Below are 18,298 nucleotides of genomic sequence, written 5' to 3' on the forward strand. Positions count from 1 at the left end.
TAAACTTGACCGTTCTACCGTTTTACAACCGCTCTGCCCATTTAAGGCTACTTTAAATTTACAATGATACGGCGGAAATGTCAAGAAGGAGCGGCAACCTTAAAAAGCTCGATTGTGAGCGGAAGCTCACAAGCTTATAATTACCTTTACCACCTTTCCCAGCACCTTTATGTCTATCTTGGTAATGTCAAAGAATCTGGGCTGATGATCCTTGTTGGAGCTGTCGGGCACCAGTGTAATTACCGAGTCGGTTTTATAGAACTTTTTTATTGTGGCGTTTTCACTATCCACCATGACAACTGCTATCTCTCCGTTTTCAACCTCGTCCTGCCTCCTTACCAGAACGGTGTCGCCGTCAAAGATTCTTGAATTGTTCATGGAATCTCCCATAACCTTCAGCCCGAAATATTCTCCGCCCTTGGCCATGTCATAAGGAATATATTCATAGCCCACTATGTTCTGACATGCCGAAATAGGCTCACCGGCACGGATCAAGCCTAAAATTGGTATGGTCTTTAAGCTGCTCCGGCTGTCGGGGGATGGTATGCAGTCCTCCTCTGCGGTGTTTTTATATTCATAGCCTTGAGCCTCGCTGCTTTTAATATACCCGGGATTGTCCTCCATGAAAAAGCTTACAGGGACACCGCACGCATTTGAAATGGCTTTAATAGTAACGAAGGTAGGGTATGTCCTTCCCGATTCTATATCACCTATATAGCTTCTGGAAATACCGGTCTTTTCGGCCAGAAGCTGCTGTGTGAGTTTAATGCCGTGCCTTTTATGGAACAATGCCCTTGCAGCCTTTATTCTCTTTCCTACATCCTTTTTATCCAAATTAAAACACCCCGGAATTATTTTATTTGCCTTTAATTATAGTATAGTATCCCATATATAGCGTATATTATAAATTATACGGTTATAACGTCAAAAAGTCAAATATTATTATAATATTGAAAGAATTAAATAGATAACAAAGGAATAAAACGCTTAAATGACGTTAAAAACGTCATTTGTTATTTGAAAAAAAACCTGTGCTGGTATATATTCTTAACTATATTAGGATGCAATAAAGATTTTACAAACATAGAGAATATAATTGCCTACAGAAATTTTTAATAGCAACGTAAGACTCTAAGAGTCTTCAAGACGCCTTGCGGGGAAATGTCTCACGGGTCTGTCATCAGGCGCTTTTCTTAGATGCATTCCTTAAGGGTCAAAAAAATTTCTTCCATCAAATTATATCCTCCATGTAAAATCTTTATTGCTAAATATATAACGCAAAGAATTGAGGTGAATTTTTTGAGCAGATATACAGTAGTTGAAAAGCTATTGAAGGGCTACAGGCTGAACGGGGCGCGCATATTGTTCATAGAAAGCAGGATAAAAAGGCTTGCGTTTAATGAGGAACCGGAGAGGATGGGCGTAAGTGATGGAGAAGTGCATGAGACTGAAGAGGAATACGGAAGAGAGCTGCGGATGAAAATGAGCCTTCAAAAGGAGCTGAAGAGCTTAAGGATTGTACAGGAAGTGACGGAGGACGCTCTTAATACGCTTGAGCAGGTGGATAAAAGGTACAAGGCCATAATAAACGATTATTATATTGAGGGCTGCAGGATGGAGGACATAGCCGAAAGAATGCATATAAGCAGAAGCAAGTGCTATGAGCTTTGCCGAGAGGCAGCCGAAATGCTTTCTAAGGTATTGGCGGGAGAAGGAGAGGTATATATATGAACAACGGAATGCTTGAAACAGAAAGACTGTTAAAGGAATACAGGCGCAACAAGGAAAGGGTAAACGCCCTTCAGGGTGAAATTAAGAGGCTGGCCCCGGAGGAGCACAGTGACTATATTGAATACAGGATGTACGGCTCAGGATATTCGGGGGCCGCTCCCAAGTTTGTAATGGAAAAGGGCGTTGAGGTATCCCAGCTCAACAAGGTTGAAGCGGCGGCTATGGAATACCGCAAAGGCTGTGTGAGTGATTACAGGAGAGCAAGGGCGGAGATGGAGAAGGAGCTTAAGCGTATGAGGTACGATATAGCCGTTGTGGAAGAGGGTGTTGAGCTTCTGGGGAGGATTAATAAGAAGTATGGCACGATTGTAAAAAGCTACTATATTAATTGCGTGGCAATGGAGCAAACGGCATATACAATGAATATGAGCCTCAGCAGGTGCTATGGCGTGTGCAGGGAGGCGGTACGGTGCCTTGCCGGCCTGATTTGCGGAAACGGCGGGACCAGAGATGCGGTATAAGGTGTGGGCAAATCGTGGACAAACCGTGGAAAATTCCCGGACAAATCGTGGACAAATCGTGGACAAATCCCGGACGACAATAGGAATTATTTCTGCTAAACTTTAAACTGTGATAATTTAGAATAAGGCTCTTAAGAAACGGGAAGGGTACGGCCGTACTTCCGCATAGAGCCCTCTAAGCTATCTTGAGATAATTACAAAGGAGCTCCTGTAATTAATATTAAAAATATTAATCCGGGGGTTTTTTTATTGGCAGAAGGGGGGAGCGTTTATGAAAGTGCTGCCGGTATGTGAGGCGGTGGAAAAGAAATGCTGACAGTAAAAGACGTTGTGAAGGGCATAGCGGATACGGTAAAGGAGCAATATCCCGAGGCTGAGGTATACCTTCACGGAATGCCGGGTGTAATCACAGCACCCTCATTTGATGTGTACATTGATTCCGACAGATCGGAGGACGACAACAGGGTGCAGACCGTAGAGACGGTGTGCGTAGGTATTGACTATTATCCTTCGGAACAGGCGGGGCAGCAAGAGGGGATAAAGCCCCTTGATGTATACAGCAGTCTAAAAAGCGTGTTCAGAAATGGCTTTGTAAGGATTGGGGGACGCGCGCTGAAGGTTGTGCTTCTAAGAGGCGGAAGGCGGGACGGCGTTACCTTTCTTATTGTAAAGCTTGTATTCTGCGACTACAGGCCTGTGGATATTTATGACAGGCCGATAGGTGAGGAAGCTCACCCAAAAATGAACAAAATAAACCTTAAAGTAAATCAGGAGGGATAAAATTATGTCTTTAGGATTACCACAAATTTTAGTTACTTTTAAAAGCAAGGCATCTTCAATAATAACAAGGGGCAGCAGGGGAATAGTTGCCCTGGTGCTGAAGGACGCATCGGTGTCGGCGGTATCTGTAGTGGAAGCGGGCGATGCTTCTGCAATACCCGCAACACTTTCCGAGTCCAACAGGGATATTGCCGGGAAGGCGTTTATAGGGGGGGCCAAGCCTCCCAAAAAGCTCATACTGGTTGTCATTCCCGATAACAGCACGGATTATACGGGCGCCTTAAGCGCACTTGAAACCAGAAGGTTCGACTACCTTGCGGTGCCGGGCATTGACGCGGCGGGTGCCGCTGTTGTTGCCGGCTGGGTAAAGGACTTAAGAGACGAAAAGGATATAAAGGTAAAGGCTGTGCTGCCCGATACGGCTGCCGACAGCGAAGGGATTATCAACTTTGCCACCGGCAATATAGAGGTTGGGGCAAAGACCTATAGCGCGTCGATGTATACTGCCAGAATAGCAGGCTTGCTGGCGGGCACTCCGCTGAATATTTCCGCCACCTTCTGGCCTCTTCCCGAGGTGACTGACATACCCAGGCTTACAAAAAGCCAGTACGATGAGGCAATCGGCGTAGGAAAGCTTGTGCTGTACCATGACGGAGAAAAGGTCAAGATTGCAAGGGCGGTAAACAGCCTTGTAACAACTACCTCCGATAAGGGGGAGGATTTCAAGAAAATCAAGATGGTGGACATTATGGACATGAGGCACGATGACATTAAAAAGACGGTAGAGGATTCGTATATCGGGAAATACCCCAACAGCTATGACAACAAGCTGCTGCTGGTTAATGCCATAAAGGCATACGATGAAGGGATGGCAAACGACGGGCTGCTTGATCCCGCCTTTAATAACGAAACGGGCATAGACATGCAGGCTCAGAAGGAATACTTGGAAGGCATTGGAGTTAACACCTCCGACATGAGCGATCAGCAAATAAAAGAGGCGAATACTCATGACAGGGTATTTCTGCAGAGCAATATAAAAATCCTTGATGCTATTGAGGATTTCACGCTTACAACTATTATATAAGGGGGAGTGGTATAAATGGCTATTGAGACAAAGAGAGTAATAAACGGCACCTACGGACAGGTTTGGCTTAACGATTCCGAGATAATGGAGGCGTATGCCCTTCAAGCGAAGGTGGAAAAAAAGAAGGAAGAAATCAGCATTTGCGGCAGACCGGGGACGGAGTCCAAAATGGTGGGCTTTAACGGAAAGGGCACGCTTAAAATAAGGAAGATATCCTCAAGAATGGGTACACTTCTGGCAGACGGCATAAGAAGAGGGCACGACATCCGCTTCTATATTATGAGCAGCCTTGCCGACCCCGACAGCTATGGCGCGGAAAAGGTGCTGCTTAAAAACGTGTCCTTTGACGACCTGACACTGATGGACTGGGAGGCGGCAAAGGCGGGAGCGGTAGACATACCCTTCACGTTTTCTGACTTTGAATACTTAGATGAAATAACTGCGTAATTTGCCATAAGGAAAGAGGCTTCGTAAACGCCCTTCTCCCGATGCAGGGGAAGAACCGGGGATGAAGATTAAACTCGTAAAAAGTGCGGAGATATTAAGGCTGTGTGAAAACTATTCAGGAGAAAACGAAGCGTTGGCATTCGCAAAAAAGCAGCGGAGGAAGCTTGGGGACGGATTCCTGTGCTTCCGCAGCGCAGCAAAGGACTGAAAGGAAAGCAGAGGAACCGTACCCCATGCTGCCGAAGCGGTGACAAGCTGAAATTTTTCACTCAGCCTGTATTTCCTTCCGCGCTTTCACATAAAAATACAGGAGGTATTTAAAAACATGAATCTTACCGAGATGCTTTTATCCAATGATATAAACGAATTCAAGCTTCCCGAGAAGGAGCTGGAAATTAAAAGGCTCAGCGCACTTTACAAGCAGGCCTTTATAATCAGGTTCCGCGCCATAAGGCCGGATGAGGAGGAAGAAATACAGAGGGACTGCATGACAATAACAAAGGACGGCGTGGAGGTGGATTCTTCAAAAATGAAGTATCTCACCGCTGCGAGGTGTATGCTTGATCCCGACATAAAAAACAAGGATCTGCAAAACAAATTCAAGGCTCCCAACTTTATGGAGCTTTTAAAGAAGCTGTTCCTTATAGGAGAAATCACGTCTGTCTACGACGAAATACAGGAGCTTAGCGGCTATGGAAAGAACAAGGTGGAAGAGGTAAAAAACTCATAAGCAGGGATAGAATAACCTATCTCTGCTACAGAAACTGGCAGAAGGGAATTCTGCCGGGCATAACAAGAAGGCTTCCGGCAGGGGAAAGATTGGTGCTGGAGGCTTTTATGCAGTTTGAGGATGAACAAAAGGCAAAGGCAATCAGGGAAATGGGAGAGGGCGGCATGTCGTGCCCCTATGCCCTTTTGAATTTGCTGTAATAGGAAAGGCGGTGAAATACATGGAACAGGTATCGGTTGTAAGCCCGGGAGTTGAAAGCATACTGAAAAGCATCCAAAGCAACCAGAGTGTTTTAAACAGGTCGGCGGAGTTTATGAAGTTTGTAGACGAAAGAGGCTTCAGGCCAGCCTTGCGCATTGCACGGAACATGCATGAGGAAATAAGCTCCTTCCACAAAAAGATCCTTTCGGTGGTGCAGTTCGGAATTAAGCAGATTTCTGGCTTCCTATCAAAAATAGTGGAGTTGTTAAAGGAAATATTAGACAAAATCAAGCCTTGCCAGATTAAGGTAATTGTCAATATTAAATCCCAGTGTGGATGTGACAAAAGAGGTGTTTATAGTAAGACGGTATCCATTACGAACAACATAAGCAATATTACCAGTATTACAAACAACATAAGCAAGGTGACCAGTGTTACAAACAACATAAGCATATCTTATAATGTACAGGCGCAGGAGGACGATAAGAAAGGGTTTCTGGAAAAGCTTCTGGAGAAAATTTTGGACAAGATTTTTGATCAAATATTTGACGCAATATATGATGCCACAATAGGCAAAGCACTGGATAAGATTATAGCAGCAATAGGTGGCAAGATATCAAGCTTAGTCGGCAGACTCCGCGGAGGAAACGGCGGTGGGAATGGTGGTAATAGAGGTAATGGAGGCGGCGGTGGCCCTGGCGGGGGGACAAATGCTATATCATCTATTATAAATTCCCTGAGAAACGTAGGCTCAGGTGCTTTTAATGCATTGAGCAGAGCGGGAAACGGAATCCTTAAAGTATTTCAGTCGGTAGGAGGAGCAATTTCAAGGTTAAACATAGGCTACAGATTAATGAGGGTTGCATTGCTGGCAGCTTCGGCAGCTCAAACTGTGCTTAGCTCAGCCTTTATAACAAGCCCGATTACATGGATAATCGTAGGGATTGCAGCTCTTATAGCAATTATAGTACTCCTTGTAAAAAATTGGGATACCGTAAAGGAGGCTGTCGGAAGAGTTTGGGATTACATTGCATCGGTATTTGGAAACATTGCGGACTGGTTTTCAAAAAATGTTATTCAGCCTATTTTAAGCATAATGCCGGGATGGCTGAAAAAATTGCTTGGTATTGAGGGGGGAGCATTAAGCGGGGGTGTGGTCGGCTCAGGAGCAGGAGGCTCCTTCGGAGGAGTCGGCAGCAATGGATCGTACGCACTTGGGCTTTCATATGTACCCTATGACGGATATATAGCTGAGCTGCATCAGGGGGAGCGGGTTCTGACCGCCCATGAGAACAAGAATTACAAAAGCATGAGGGACGGCACCGCAAATGTACCTTCGGCAAAGGGAGGAAGCATCTTCAATATCACAATAAACGGAGTGAACAAGTCCACAAACGATATAGTAAACGACCTTGTGGCAAAGATAAAGGAGGCTTCGGCAACTATGGGGGAGGTGGCTTTTAACACATGAGTTCAGCTTCGGATTCAAGCATAAAAACAGTCAGAGGTAATATAGCGATTATGCTGTCCTTCAATAACAACGCCGAGACTCTGGCCCTGCCTGTGGTTCCTGATCAGCTTGAGGTGCGGACGGGGCTTTCAAACAGCACGGCAGAGGTTGTGAACTTAGGAGAGATAGGAATTATAGGGAACAGGAAGCTTAAGGGAATAACCATATCCTCCTTTTGCCCTTCATATTACGCGCCTTACTGCCAGTGCTCCAGCGAGGAATTTACAGAGCCCTATGTTGCAGTAGAGAGAATAAGCAGGTGGATGGACACTAAAAGGCCTATCCGCCTTAAGATAATGGGAATGAATATAAACATGGCGTGCATGATAGAGGAGTTCAGCTACAGGGAGAAGGGCGGGCAGCCCGGTGATGTGTACTATGACCTTGTGCTTAAGGAGTACAGGTTTATACAGGCAAAAATAGTGGAAAGCAGTGCTTCGGCCTCCGGCACATCAGCAATGGTAAGGACGGTTGAAAGGCAAAGCCCGTCTGTCTATACGGTGAAAAAGGGGGATTCACTGTGGGCTATAGCAAAGCTTCAGTATGGGGATGGAAGCAGGTATAAGGAGATATATGAAAAAAATAAAAAAATAATAGGCCCAGATCCCAATCTTATTAAGCCGGGACAGGAGTTGGTGCTATGAGCTATTCGGTTTTGCATGTGCAGAGCGGAGTCACAAGGGACATAAGCGATTTTGTAACGGGAATTGAATACGGGGGAGAGATGGCTTCTGCCGTAAGGAAAATGGATATTTCTCTTGTGTACGGCACAGACGTTTTCATACCCCGGCTTAATATTAAAAACGGGGACTTGCTTGTCTTAAGGAACGGCGACGGTGAGATAATGAGGGGAGTTGTTTTCAGACAGGACAGGGACGATAAGGGGGCTTTGAAGATTACTGCATATACCCATGCGGTATATCTTGTAAAAAACAAGGACACCAACAGGTTTGAGCAGATAAAGGCCAGCCAGATAGCAGAAAAAATATGCCGCAGCTTCGGCATACCCGCAGGGAAGCTTGAGGACACCAAAATAATATTCCCCAAGCTTATTTTCAGGGACAAAACGCTTTGGGACATAATTGTGACCGCCCTTACCGAGACTGCAAAGCAAAGCGGTACAAAATACAGGGTGTATTTCAAGGAAGGAAAGCTTAATATAGTGCGTAAAAGCAGCCAGCCGGTGTATCTTGTGCTTAAGGAGGGCGCCAATCTTTTGGCGGCGTCGACGTCGGCCTCCATTGAGGACATGAAAAACCAGATAAAGCTTGTGGGAAAGCTGACGGCACAGGACGGAAGCGAAACAGAGCTTGTATACACCGCCCAAAATAAAGAAATGCAGAAGCTTTACGGAATAATGCAGGAGACACACGAGGAGTCGGGAGACAACATAAACAGATCCACCATACGCCAGATTGCCGAGACGATGCTGAAGGAGCTTTGCAGGGAGGAAATAGAGGCAGATATAGAGGCAATAGGCTTAGACGAGGTGGAGGCAGGAGCGGCTGTAAGGGTAACCGAGCCTGTCACGGGCCTTTCGGGTGTGTTTTATGTGGATCAGGACAGCCACATAATAGAGGGGACGAGGCACACAATGAAGCTTAAGCTGACACGCACCGACGACGTGCCTGCCATGGAGTATGAGGAGTAAGGAGGTGGTGTTTTGGGAGCGGCAGAGCTGGTTAATTTGATAAGGAAAGAGGCGGGGACGGTTATAGCGGGCCGAAGCAGGGGCTTTGAGCTTGCGACGGTTATATCGCCTTATCCCGGGCTGGTAATAAGGGTGGACAACATGAAGGCCGAGCTGTCCCGCACAGACCTGGTTGTCTGCGAAAGGCTGATGTCCGGCACAAGGATAGTAAGCCTTAAAAGCGAGCCTGGTGTGGTGAGGGATTTGGGACACACGCAGCAGACCGCGGCACGTGACTCCAACAGCCTGAGAAGGGGAAGCGGAACGCTTTCGGGCAGTACCGGCGAGGCACAGGGTCATTCACACCAGCTTAACGGGCTGGACATGGAGAATGCCGGTATAGAGCTGTCATACGCAGAGCTTAAGTTTGAGGATACCTTGAAGGCGGGTGACAGGGTGCTTGTTCAGGAGGTGCCGGGAGGCCAAAAATATATTGTAATAGACAGGGTGGTGGAGTATGGCTGATATATTTCCGCAAAGCGGTACGGAGATTGACGTAAGCGCGGCATTGGGCACCGGGGAGGTGTCATATGGAAGAACCCCCATATTCGATTTTGAAAAGGGGGAGTTCAAAACGGTAGACAACAAGGTGTATGTGGGAGAAGGCCTTGAAGTGCTTAAAAGCTGGATAGAAAAAACCGTAAGGACTGAAAGGTTCCGGTTCCCCATATACAGCTTTGATTATGGAATAACGCTTGAAGGGCTTATGGAGAAGGGTCTGCCCTATGAGCTGCTTATAAGCGAAATAAAGGAGCAGATAACAGATGCCCTTATACATGATCCAAGGATCACGGATGTAGGAGACTTTGGATTTCTAAGGAGCGGAAGCTCTCTCGAAATACAGTTCCGGGTGCATACCTTTGACAGCGGCACAATTGATATGGAGGTGAAGGTATAAATGTATGAGAATGAGACAGAACAGGCTATAAAAAATAGAATGCTGGCAAACGCGCCGGAGGGAATAAACACAGCGGAGGGTGATTTCTTCAATGATGCCGTGAGCCCTGCCGCTCTGGAGCTGACACTGGCATATCAGCAGCTTGACAGGCTTCTTGGCTTAGGCTTTGCCGAAAGCGCTTACGGAGAGTACTTAGACAAGATAACCTCCGAAAGGGGTATCGGCAGGAAGCCGGCGACAAAGGGAACGGGCACAATAGAGGTTACCGCTGCGGTGGGCTCGGTGATAAATACGGGGGACATACTTGCCACGTGGCAGGGAAATATAAGGTTTGCTTCTGCGGAGACAAAAACGGTGGGGCAAACGGGTAAGGTATTGATACGCTTTGAAAATGAGACGGCGGGAAATATGGGGGGGATAGCTCCTCTTACACAGTTCATTGCCCCGGTGGCTATTCCGGGCTTTATTTCGGCCCGCAGCACCGAATACATCAATGCGGGTGCCGACGAGGAAAGCGACGAATCGCTGCGCCTGCGCTATTTCAGCAAGGTACAGGCCCCCGTTACCTCGGGGAATAAATACCATTATAAGAACTGGGCTGAGGAATTTCCGGGTGTGGGAGCAGCAAAGGTATTCCCACTATGGAACGGAGCGGGAACGGTAAAGGTGGTTATAATTGACTCAAACAAGCAGCCCGCATCGGAGGAGCTTGTAGCCGATGTACAGCAATATATTGACCCCGGCTCCGGAGGCTGTGGAGAGGGGCAGGCTCCCATAGGGGCATATTGCACCGTGGCACCGGCCGAGGCTGTGGAAATAAACGTCACCGCGGAAGTAAGCGGGGCGGATGCATCGGAGGTAGCGCCTCTATTTGAAAGGGCTCTGGCGGCCTATCTGGCCGATATTGCATTTACCGGAGCACCTGTCAGCTATGCCAGAATAGGCACAATACTTTTGGAAAGCATATCCCAGACGGGGGGCAGTGACTACACCGGGCTTACTGTAAACGGAGACAGCGGAAATATAATTCCCGGCCCCGAGCAGGTGGCTGTCGTGGGGACGGTGAGCCTTTCATGAGCAGGTATGATGTAATGCTGTCATATGTACCGCTGTACTATCACACATCTAGGATATTCAAGTCGGTGCTTAAGGCGGAGGGGCGGGAGCTGGACACCCTCAGGGACAGAACGGAAGAGCTTTTGGATCAGTTGTTTGCCGACACCGCGACATGGGGGCTTGAGCTGTGGGAGAAGGAGTACGGGCTTAGTACAAGCCCCCAGCTTTCCTATGAGGACAGGAGGGCGCGCCTCAAGGCAAAAATGAGGGGAGTACAAAAGGTAACGCCCGCAATGATAAAGTCGGTGGCAGAGGCGTATTCAAACGGTGAGGTAGAGGTGAGCTTTGACGGCAGAATAAGAATAAGGTTTGTGGGAGAGAGGGGAATACCGGCGGAGCTCGGACTGCTTAAAAAGCAGCTTGACGACATTGTTCAGGCGCATCTTGAGATAGTGTATGAATACACCTACCTGCTGTGGAGGGAATTTGACGTGCTCACGGCCGGGGTGCAGGAGTCGATGACATGGAAGCAGCTTGAGGCGTACAGGCCGTTTTTAAAGGAAAAACCCAACCTCACATGGGACGAATTCGACCTTATAATACCCGGTGTGCAGGAGTCGATGACGTGGGACGAGATGGAAATATTTGAACCTTAAGGAGGATAAGAAATGGCGGAATATACGACGAACCTTAATCTGGAAAAGCCCCTTGGAGGGGAGAACCTGCGGAGGCAGGTTATAAACGACAATATGGACAGGATAGACGCGGCGGTTTTTGCAGCCGGAAGTCAGGCGGAGCTGCTGTCGGGCCGCATGGATGCTTTGGAAGAACCCACGTATTCAGTCGAAACAACATATGAGGCACCTATGCTCACTTTGCCGCAATCAACTGTAACAAGCGTATTTGATAAGTTTACGGTTAAAGGCAGGACATATACGAATTTATTCGGTAGTGACGGGGATTGTGAGGATGCGAGTAAGTGGTTAAGTTATCGCGTGACCAAAGAAAATGACGCCACTAAAAAAGTCTTTGGAACACAATGTTTTAAAGGCACTATAGCGGTATCGGATGGCGGATATTTAATCAACAAGAGCAAAGAATCTTTACCCTTAAAGAGTAATACATATTATATGCTTTCGGCATACGTATGTTCGGGGACTCTCAGTGGAGGGTGTCGGCTAACAATAGAGACAACACCCGCTCAAATCCTTATACTATCCCCTACATCATTTACCCGTATTTGTAAAAAAGCTACCCCTGCTCAGATAGCAGCTATGCCCCTGGGGAATAATTTTTGTGTGGCACTAAATGGAAACAAGGGTGAATACGGCTATGTAGACGGCGTAATGCTGAATGAAATAACTGCAGATGACTACAACAACCTTACCGATGCGGAGCTGATGGCAAAGTATCCGTATATTAATGAAACCCAATCATCAGGCCCGGTGAAGGTAACAAGTATAGGGAAAAATATAATCTCCACAAGTGAAGAGTTTTGGGAGCAAGGTACTATATCCATAAATACGGGAATTAATGCAGCTTCTGAAATAAGACTCAGAACAAAAACTTATCTTCCAATAAATGCAGGGTCGGTGTATACACTTAGCACTTCTGGATGGGATATAAGGTCTGTCATATACTATGATGCCGGATATAATTATGTCAGCAATGCCGGAGAATTAATTTCTCCATCAACAATAACTGTACCTATAGATGTAAAGTTTTGTCGGGTTATAATCAGGAAATATAATGACCCTATAGTATATCCTGTAGATATAACTTCAGCCCGGCTGCAAATAGAACTAGGTACAACGGCTACAAATTATGAACCCTACACAGAAACAGCATCCTATATTCAGCCGCCGCAGGGCAGTATGAAATCGGTAGGCGGGGTGTCGGATAAATACGATGTGCTGACGGGGGAGAATACGCAGAATATATGTGGTGACTGGGTTGAGCTTACAGGGGACTTGGATTGGTATTATGAAGGGCAGTTTCCACCTTCAAAAGCGTTTAAGCTATTTAATTTTGCACAAGAGGGGATAGGTGGACTGGGTCAGTTTCCGGGGTATTTTGTAGTTGATTATAGCGGATCAACGGGTACGTCTTTGCTACATGTGGGGGCCGATAACAGATGTTTAAAGGCTACGACTGGAATATTTTATTTAACTGTATCCGACTCAAAGACGGGTTTTCTCGACGGTTACGTACCAAGTCAGGATGAAATCAAGGCATATTTCTATGGCTGGCAATTGTGCAATTCAGATGGTTCAACCCCATACAGTGGAAGTGGTACGAAGTACTGGAAAAAGATAACCGATGGGACTGGATTAACCAGTATGACACCGACAGCTTCTTACGCAGGGTATACGCCTTACAAAATAATATACCAGCTTGCTACTCCAATAGTCACATACGGCCCGTCAAAGCAGCTCATCGCGGAGCCGAACGGCACAATTACAGTTGAGCCTGCTATAACAAATGTTGGGGTTGTTCGCAATGGATATATAGAAATAGAGGATAGCAGCAGACCGATACAGGACATGGATTTTATCAATGCTATAGACATAGACACGGGAATATTTAAGCCTATCCCCCTAGATATTGTAGCGGTTAGGGCAGATAGACTTGCATTTGCCGTGGAGGAAGCTCCTGATGGTACTTATTATGAGTACGGTTATTATTATGATAGTACATTAACAACAATACCTGCCATTACTGAGGCTCACGCAACAAATTTGAAGGCACAAGCTGACAGTAATACAAAAGCTATTGGAAGACTTTCGGCAGGTATGGACAAGATAGACGCGGCGATGGGGGAGAAGGCAGGGCAGGATGCCTTTAGCGGGCATCTGGCCGACTATGTGCGGCAGCCGGGGTATGCTGAGACAACGGGGGGTGCAAACGCTTATTTAGCATCCCTAAGCCCTATCCCCGCAGAATACACAAGCGGAATGGGCATTGCGGTAAAAATAAATGTTACCAATACAGGAGCGTCTACGATAAACGTAGACGGCCTAGGAGCTAAAAGTATACTTGATTCAAAGGGCAACGCAATGACGGCGGGGAAGCTTAAGAGCGGCAGCATATATTCCCTTAAATACAACGGCGTAAATTTTATATTACAGGGTGAAGGAGGTGGTGGAACGGCGGGGGCCGGGGATGTATTAAGCGGAAAGACGTTTACAAATGACGCCGGGGATCAGACCGGAATTCTGGCCTTGACAGGTACGGCAACTATTAACGATGTTGTAAGTGGAAAAACATTTTATAACACTAATGCAAAAACAAAATTGACAGGGACAGGTATATTAAAACGAATTGCATCAGGTACTGTAAATGTTAGATTAGAGCATGAAGTGGTTAAAACATTTAGTGTATCAGACATTGGTTTCAGAGCGGGGCTTATTTTAATTGGTTTTACAGGTGGAGGAGCTTCTGGTGTGACATCTCTTTCAGCTGTAATATCAATAGCTGTAAATACTTCCTTATATTATTCTGGAGGTATGGGTGTTAGTACTTATTCGAGAGATTCAAACTCAACTTATGTTGGGGGCTCTGCACAGTCTGACGAAAATGGGTTTTCTGTTGGATTAAGGTTTAGTCACTCTAATGGTTGGAATGGACTTCCAGGCACAGTAACTGCATCTTGGTGGATGGCTATAGAATACTAAAAATGTGTAATTTGCTTTAATATAAACCATAGAATTTAAACCAAAAGAGCCTTTAAAGGCCCTTTTTTAATGAGAGGAGAAAGAAATGGCAACATATACAACCAATCTTAACTTAGAAAAGCCTGACGAGAATGACAACTTCCGCAGGCAAGTCATAAACGAAAACATGAATAAGATAGACGCGGCGGTAGCCGCAAAGGCCGATAAGAGCCAGATACAGGGAATGCTGGCCGACTATGTTCGGCAGCCGGGGTATGCCGAGGCCACGGGAAGCGCAAACGCCTATTTGGCATCCCTAAACCCTGCGCCCGCAGAATATGCAAGCGGAATGGGAATTGCGGTAAAAATAAATGTGATCAACACAGGAGCGTCCACAATAAACGTAGACGGCCTAGGAGCTAAAAGCATACTTGATTCAAAGGGAAATGCAATGACGGCGGGGAAGCTTAAGAGCGGTAGCATATATTCCCTTAAATACAACGGCATAAATTTTATATTACAGGGTGAAGGAGGTGGTGGAACGGCGGGGGCCGGGGATGTATTAGGCGGAAAGACGTTTACAAATGACGTAGGAGATCAGACCGGGACTATGGTTAACAGAGGTTCGGTTACTATAACACCGGGGACAGCAAATCAGGCTATATTGGCGGGATATCACAATGGGGGCGGATATGTCAAGGGAGATACAAATCTGATTGCGGGTAATATAAAGAATGGAGTAAATATTTTTGGAGTAACAGGCGAGCTTGAGATGAGCGCAGGAAATGCTATTATCTATGAGGCAAGAGAAATTATTGATACAAGTGATACCTTACCCGAAAAAATGCGGGAAGTAACCGTAAACTATAAAGGCTATTATAGAGTAGAGTTTTACCTAAGATCATATGGAAGTGCTCTTGTCTACGCACAAATCCGTGCCAATAATTCGGTTGTTATAGAAAAGTCTGTAACAAATAATGGAGGTGTATACTGCTCAGAAGATATTTACCTTTCAGCCCCAGGAACTATAACATTATATTTGTGGACCAGTTCCTCCTCTACATCTTCAAGAGTCGAGCCATTCTCAATAGGAACGACTATGAAAAATATTGTTCAATCGGTAACATAACAAGAAATGGCTCTGTAATTACTTAAAATAACATATATCATAAGAAAAGTCCTAACCCTATATTTTGGAATAGTATACAATATTGTAACACAGACAAGGAGCAGTGAGAATGAACGAGAACAATCAGAGCGTGCTTGAGAAGGTGTGCAGCGAGAGGCACAAGGCGGTAGACGACAAGCTTAAGACGGCGGAGGAGCGGCTCGGCAGCCAGTCCAAAAGAATAGACGCTGTGGAGGACGCCGTTATCAGGCTGACAAACGTGGTGGAGTCCATGGCAAAAAAGGACTTCTTTGACAAAATACTTATACTGACGGTTTTCATAATTGCCCTTGTGCTGTGTGCAATGATTTTGGGTCCCGAGATAACGGGGAAGATGGCAGGGGCAATAAAATAACAATAGCTGTCACTAAAACACCTCAGTGCCATAAAATGAAAATAACAAGTTCTATATCGGCTGGGAAAGTAATATCTTCCGGTATAATTTTAGAAACGTTGGAACAACGTTAAGCACCGGAAAAGCGGATAATTACTTTCTGCTGCTAATGAAACCAAATACTTCTAAGGAGGGGGAGAGATATGCCGGATATAATGATTGACGCGGGTCATGGGGGCAGTGACCCGGGTGCTGTGGGCCCCACGGGGCTGAAGGAAAAGGAAGTAACATTGAAGCTTGCTTTAAAGGCGGCAGAAATGATCTCAGGGCAGGGAATAACCGTGGCTCTTACACGAACCACAGACGTGTTTATAGGTCTGTCCGACAGATCGGCAATAGCCAACAGCTCAAACGCAAAATATTTTTTGAGCATACATATAAACAGCGCGGGCACGCCAAAGGCAAACGGAACAGAGACATACGCGCTTGCCGCCGGAGGGCAGGGCGAAAGGCTTGCAAGGTCTGTGCAGCAGAGCCTTGTGCAAAGCATTGGCCTGACCGACAGGGGAGTTAAGTTTGCAAATTATTCTGTGCTCCGGGAAACAAAAATGCCCGCCGCGCTGGTTGAGCTATGCTTCATAAACAATCCCGACGAAGAGGCTCTTCTAAGGAATGAAGCCTTTTTAGACAAGGCGGCGCTGGGAATAGCAAAGGGAGTGGCGGCATTTTTAGGCATAAGCTGGAAGGACGGAGGCGATCAAAAGGATCTCACTCCTATAATGGGAGCCTCCCAATTGCACACCTCGCAAATGATATCATATGCCGTAAAAGGCAACGCCAGCCCCAAGCTCCCCAACTGCTCCTTAGAAGAGCTGGCTGGCCTTTTTGCCGAGGAGGCGGGAATTGAGGGCGTAAGGGCTGATGTGGCATGGGCACAGAGCCTTAAGGAAACGGGGTACTTCAAGTACGGAGGAGTGGTGCTGCCCGAGCAGAATAACTATGGGGGCATAGGCGCCTTGAGCGGAAATCCGGAGGGGCAAGCGGCAAGCTTTGACATCCCGAGAACGGGAGTACGGGCTCAGATACAGCACTTAAAGGCATATGCAAGCACCGAAGCCTTAAAGCAGGAGGTTGTCGATCCCAGATTCGGATTGGTAAAAAGGGGCTCCGCAAGGTATGTCGAGTGGCTGGGGTATGAGGATAATCCCAACGGGGCAGGCTGGGCGTACCCCGGCAAGGGCTACGGAGCGGATATAGTGAATATTTTAAAGGCCATGTCAAATGAGCCTGTAACACCCGGCACATCTGAAAACAGCAGCATCCCCGCATGGCAGAGGGAGGGCTTTGAAAAGCTCATAGCAAGAAACATTATACAGACCCCCGGCTACTGGAGGGACAAAATGGATCAGCCCATTACCGTGGGAGAGGTGATGGGGATACTTGGCAAGATGGTGGATTAGTATATATGCAAGTCAGGAAAGAAATATCTTCCGGGACAATTTTTAACAGCATCGGAAAACGTATTTGAGGGAAACGTCTCTGGGGAACGAGCATAAATCCGTTTTCCTTGGATGTATTCCTCACGGGTCTCAAAAAATTGTTCCTCCAGAAATTTCTTTCCGGCAGCAATTTCGGCAGCAGTATGGAGAAATAGAATTATATAGGATGCAATAAAGATTTTACAAACATGGAGGATATAATTGCTTACAGAAATTTTTAATAGCAACGAAAAGACGCCTTGCTGGGAAATGTCTCACGGGTATGTCATCAGGCGCTTTTCTTAGATGTATTCCTTACGGGTGAAAAAAATTTCTTCCATCAAACTATATCCCCCATGTAAAATCTTTATTGCTAAATATATAGAATACAAGAGAGGATGAGAAAAAATGGATGAGATACACGGGCTTTTAAGCCGGATTATCGTTGACATAGCGCTGGCGTTGCTTTCGCTGCTCTTTGCCTATGGTGCTGCGGCCGCCGGAAGGCTTGCGCAGAGGATAAAGGCGGAGGCAAGCCAAATTAAAAGCTCCGAAAGGAGAAAGCTTCTGTTGGATGCCATAGATGATCTTGAGGATATAACCTTTAAGACAGTCGCACAGATAGAGCAGACTGCCGCAAAGGAGCTGCGGGCGGCCGTAAAGGACGGCAGGGCCGGCAAATCGGAGCTTATTGCTCTGTCGGAGAGGGCGTATAATGAAATTGTATCCGCCCTCACACCCGAGTGCAGATCCCTTATAGATAAAAACTTTGGGAGCTTTTCGCATTATCTTGTAAAAACAATTGAGGCAAAGGTGCTTGAGCTTAAAAGCAGGGAGGCTTGATTTGAGAGCCTTTTGCCAGGCTGTCTCCAATCGGATTTTTAATCCGGAGGGAGACAGCTTTTTTTAGTTTGTTATTTTTGGTGGGCGGTCAAAGTAAATGCAACCATTGACAGAGTAACTGGAACTGGGTAGCATTTAGTTATTCCGAAGATGGTTAGAAAAAGATTTAAAACA

The 18,298-nt window shown here is 46.4% G+C and carries 20 protein-coding genes; 19 read left to right on the forward strand and 1 reads right to left on the reverse strand.

What is annotated here, in order from left to right; genetic code table 11:
* Nucleotides 1–126: 126 nt before the first annotated feature.
* Nucleotides 127–834 (reverse strand): LexA family protein, encoded by a 708-nt coding sequence (locus tag DFR58_RS15045; RefSeq protein WP_114298674.1) that lies wholly within the window; start codon nt 832–834, stop codon nt 127–129.
* Between the two features lie 465 nt (nt 835–1,299).
* Between DFR58_RS15045 and DFR58_RS15050 the strand changes: the two genes are divergently transcribed.
* From DFR58_RS15050 to DFR58_RS15140, 19 genes are all read left to right on the forward strand, one after another.
* Entirely contained in the window at nt 1,300–1,731 is a 432-nt protein-coding gene (locus DFR58_RS15050) for an RNA polymerase sigma factor (RefSeq protein ID WP_147273189.1), read from the forward strand.
* Nucleotides 1,728–2,252 carry a hypothetical protein gene (locus DFR58_RS15055; protein ID WP_114298676.1) on the forward strand — a complete coding sequence of 175 codons (525 nt, stop codon included), beginning with the start codon at nt 1,728–1,730 and terminating at the stop codon, nt 2,250–2,252. The genes DFR58_RS15050 and DFR58_RS15055 overlap by 4 nt, the downstream gene beginning before the upstream one ends.
* 309 nt (nt 2,253–2,561) lie before the next feature.
* On the forward strand, nt 2,562–3,032 hold the full coding sequence (locus DFR58_RS15060; RefSeq protein ID WP_114298677.1) for a phage tail terminator family protein: 471 nt from the start codon (nt 2,562–2,564) through the stop codon (nt 3,030–3,032).
* A 4-nt stretch (nt 3,033–3,036) separates the two neighbouring features.
* Nucleotides 3,037–4,116, forward strand: a complete 1,080-nt coding sequence (locus DFR58_RS15065) for a phage tail sheath subtilisin-like domain-containing protein (RefSeq protein WP_114298678.1) — start codon at nt 3,037–3,039, stop codon at nt 4,114–4,116.
* Between the two features lie 15 nt (nt 4,117–4,131).
* Nucleotides 4,132–4,563 (forward strand): phage tail tube protein, encoded by a 432-nt coding sequence (locus tag DFR58_RS15070; RefSeq protein WP_114298679.1) that lies wholly within the window; start codon nt 4,132–4,134, stop codon nt 4,561–4,563.
* 61 nt (nt 4,564–4,624) lie between these two features.
* Entirely contained in the window at nt 4,625–4,771 is a 147-nt protein-coding gene (locus DFR58_RS21915; RefSeq protein WP_170138175.1) for a hypothetical protein, read from the forward strand.
* 117 nt (nt 4,772–4,888) lie between these two features.
* Nucleotides 4,889–5,293, forward strand: coding sequence for a phage tail assembly chaperone (locus DFR58_RS15075; protein ID WP_114298680.1), 405 nt, complete (start codon nt 4,889–4,891; stop codon nt 5,291–5,293).
* A 220-nt stretch (nt 5,294–5,513) separates the two neighbouring features.
* Nucleotides 5,514–6,965 (forward strand): hypothetical protein, encoded by a 1,452-nt coding sequence (locus tag DFR58_RS15080; protein WP_114298681.1) that lies wholly within the window; start codon nt 5,514–5,516, stop codon nt 6,963–6,965.
* A complete protein-coding gene (locus DFR58_RS15085) occupies nt 6,962–7,648 on the forward strand; it encodes a LysM peptidoglycan-binding domain-containing protein (RefSeq protein WP_114298682.1) in 687 nt (228 codons plus the stop codon). Before DFR58_RS15080 ends, DFR58_RS15085 begins: the two co-directional genes overlap by 4 nt.
* Entirely contained in the window at nt 7,645–8,655 is a 1,011-nt protein-coding gene (locus DFR58_RS15090) for an XkdQ/YqbQ family protein (RefSeq protein WP_114298683.1), read from the forward strand. The genes DFR58_RS15085 and DFR58_RS15090 overlap by 4 nt, the downstream gene beginning before the upstream one ends.
* 12 nt (nt 8,656–8,667) lie before the next feature.
* Nucleotides 8,668–9,159, forward strand: coding sequence for a DUF2577 family protein (locus tag DFR58_RS15095; RefSeq protein WP_114298684.1), 492 nt, complete (start codon nt 8,668–8,670; stop codon nt 9,157–9,159).
* Entirely contained in the window at nt 9,152–9,592 is a 441-nt protein-coding gene (locus tag DFR58_RS15100; protein WP_114298685.1) for a DUF2634 domain-containing protein, read from the forward strand. Before DFR58_RS15095 ends, DFR58_RS15100 begins: the two co-directional genes overlap by 8 nt.
* On the forward strand, nt 9,593–10,669 hold the full coding sequence (locus tag DFR58_RS15105) for a baseplate J/gp47 family protein (protein WP_114298686.1): 1,077 nt from the start codon (nt 9,593–9,595) through the stop codon (nt 10,667–10,669). It begins immediately after the preceding gene.
* Nucleotides 10,666–11,304 carry a putative phage tail protein gene (locus DFR58_RS15110; protein WP_114298687.1) on the forward strand — a complete coding sequence of 213 codons (639 nt, stop codon included), beginning with the start codon at nt 10,666–10,668 and terminating at the stop codon, nt 11,302–11,304. The genes DFR58_RS15105 and DFR58_RS15110 overlap by 4 nt, the downstream gene beginning before the upstream one ends.
* Before the next feature lie 12 nt (nt 11,305–11,316).
* Nucleotides 11,317–14,322 (forward strand): hypothetical protein, encoded by a 3,006-nt coding sequence (locus DFR58_RS15115; protein ID WP_114298688.1) that lies wholly within the window; start codon nt 11,317–11,319, stop codon nt 14,320–14,322.
* Nucleotides 14,323–14,407: 85 nt separating this feature from the next.
* Nucleotides 14,408–15,430, forward strand: coding sequence for a hypothetical protein (locus tag DFR58_RS15120; protein WP_114298689.1), 1,023 nt, complete (start codon nt 14,408–14,410; stop codon nt 15,428–15,430).
* A gap of 109 nt (nt 15,431–15,539) precedes the next feature.
* On the forward strand, nt 15,540–15,824 hold the full coding sequence (locus DFR58_RS15125; RefSeq protein ID WP_114298690.1) for a hypothetical protein: 285 nt from the start codon (nt 15,540–15,542) through the stop codon (nt 15,822–15,824).
* A 182-nt stretch (nt 15,825–16,006) separates the two neighbouring features.
* Nucleotides 16,007–17,263: an N-acetylmuramoyl-L-alanine amidase gene (locus DFR58_RS15130; protein ID WP_114298691.1), complete on the forward strand. Its 1,257-nt coding sequence runs from the start codon at nt 16,007–16,009 to the stop codon at nt 17,261–17,263.
* A gap of 426 nt (nt 17,264–17,689) precedes the next feature.
* Entirely contained in the window at nt 17,690–18,124 is a 435-nt protein-coding gene (locus DFR58_RS15140) for a hypothetical protein (protein ID WP_114298693.1), read from the forward strand.
* Nucleotides 18,125–18,298 lie beyond the last annotated feature (174 nt).

The sequence above is a fragment of the Anaerobacterium chartisolvens genome (assembly GCF_003337415.1).
Taxonomy (GTDB): Bacteria; Bacillota; Clostridia; order Acetivibrionales; family DSM-27016; genus Anaerobacterium; species Anaerobacterium chartisolvens.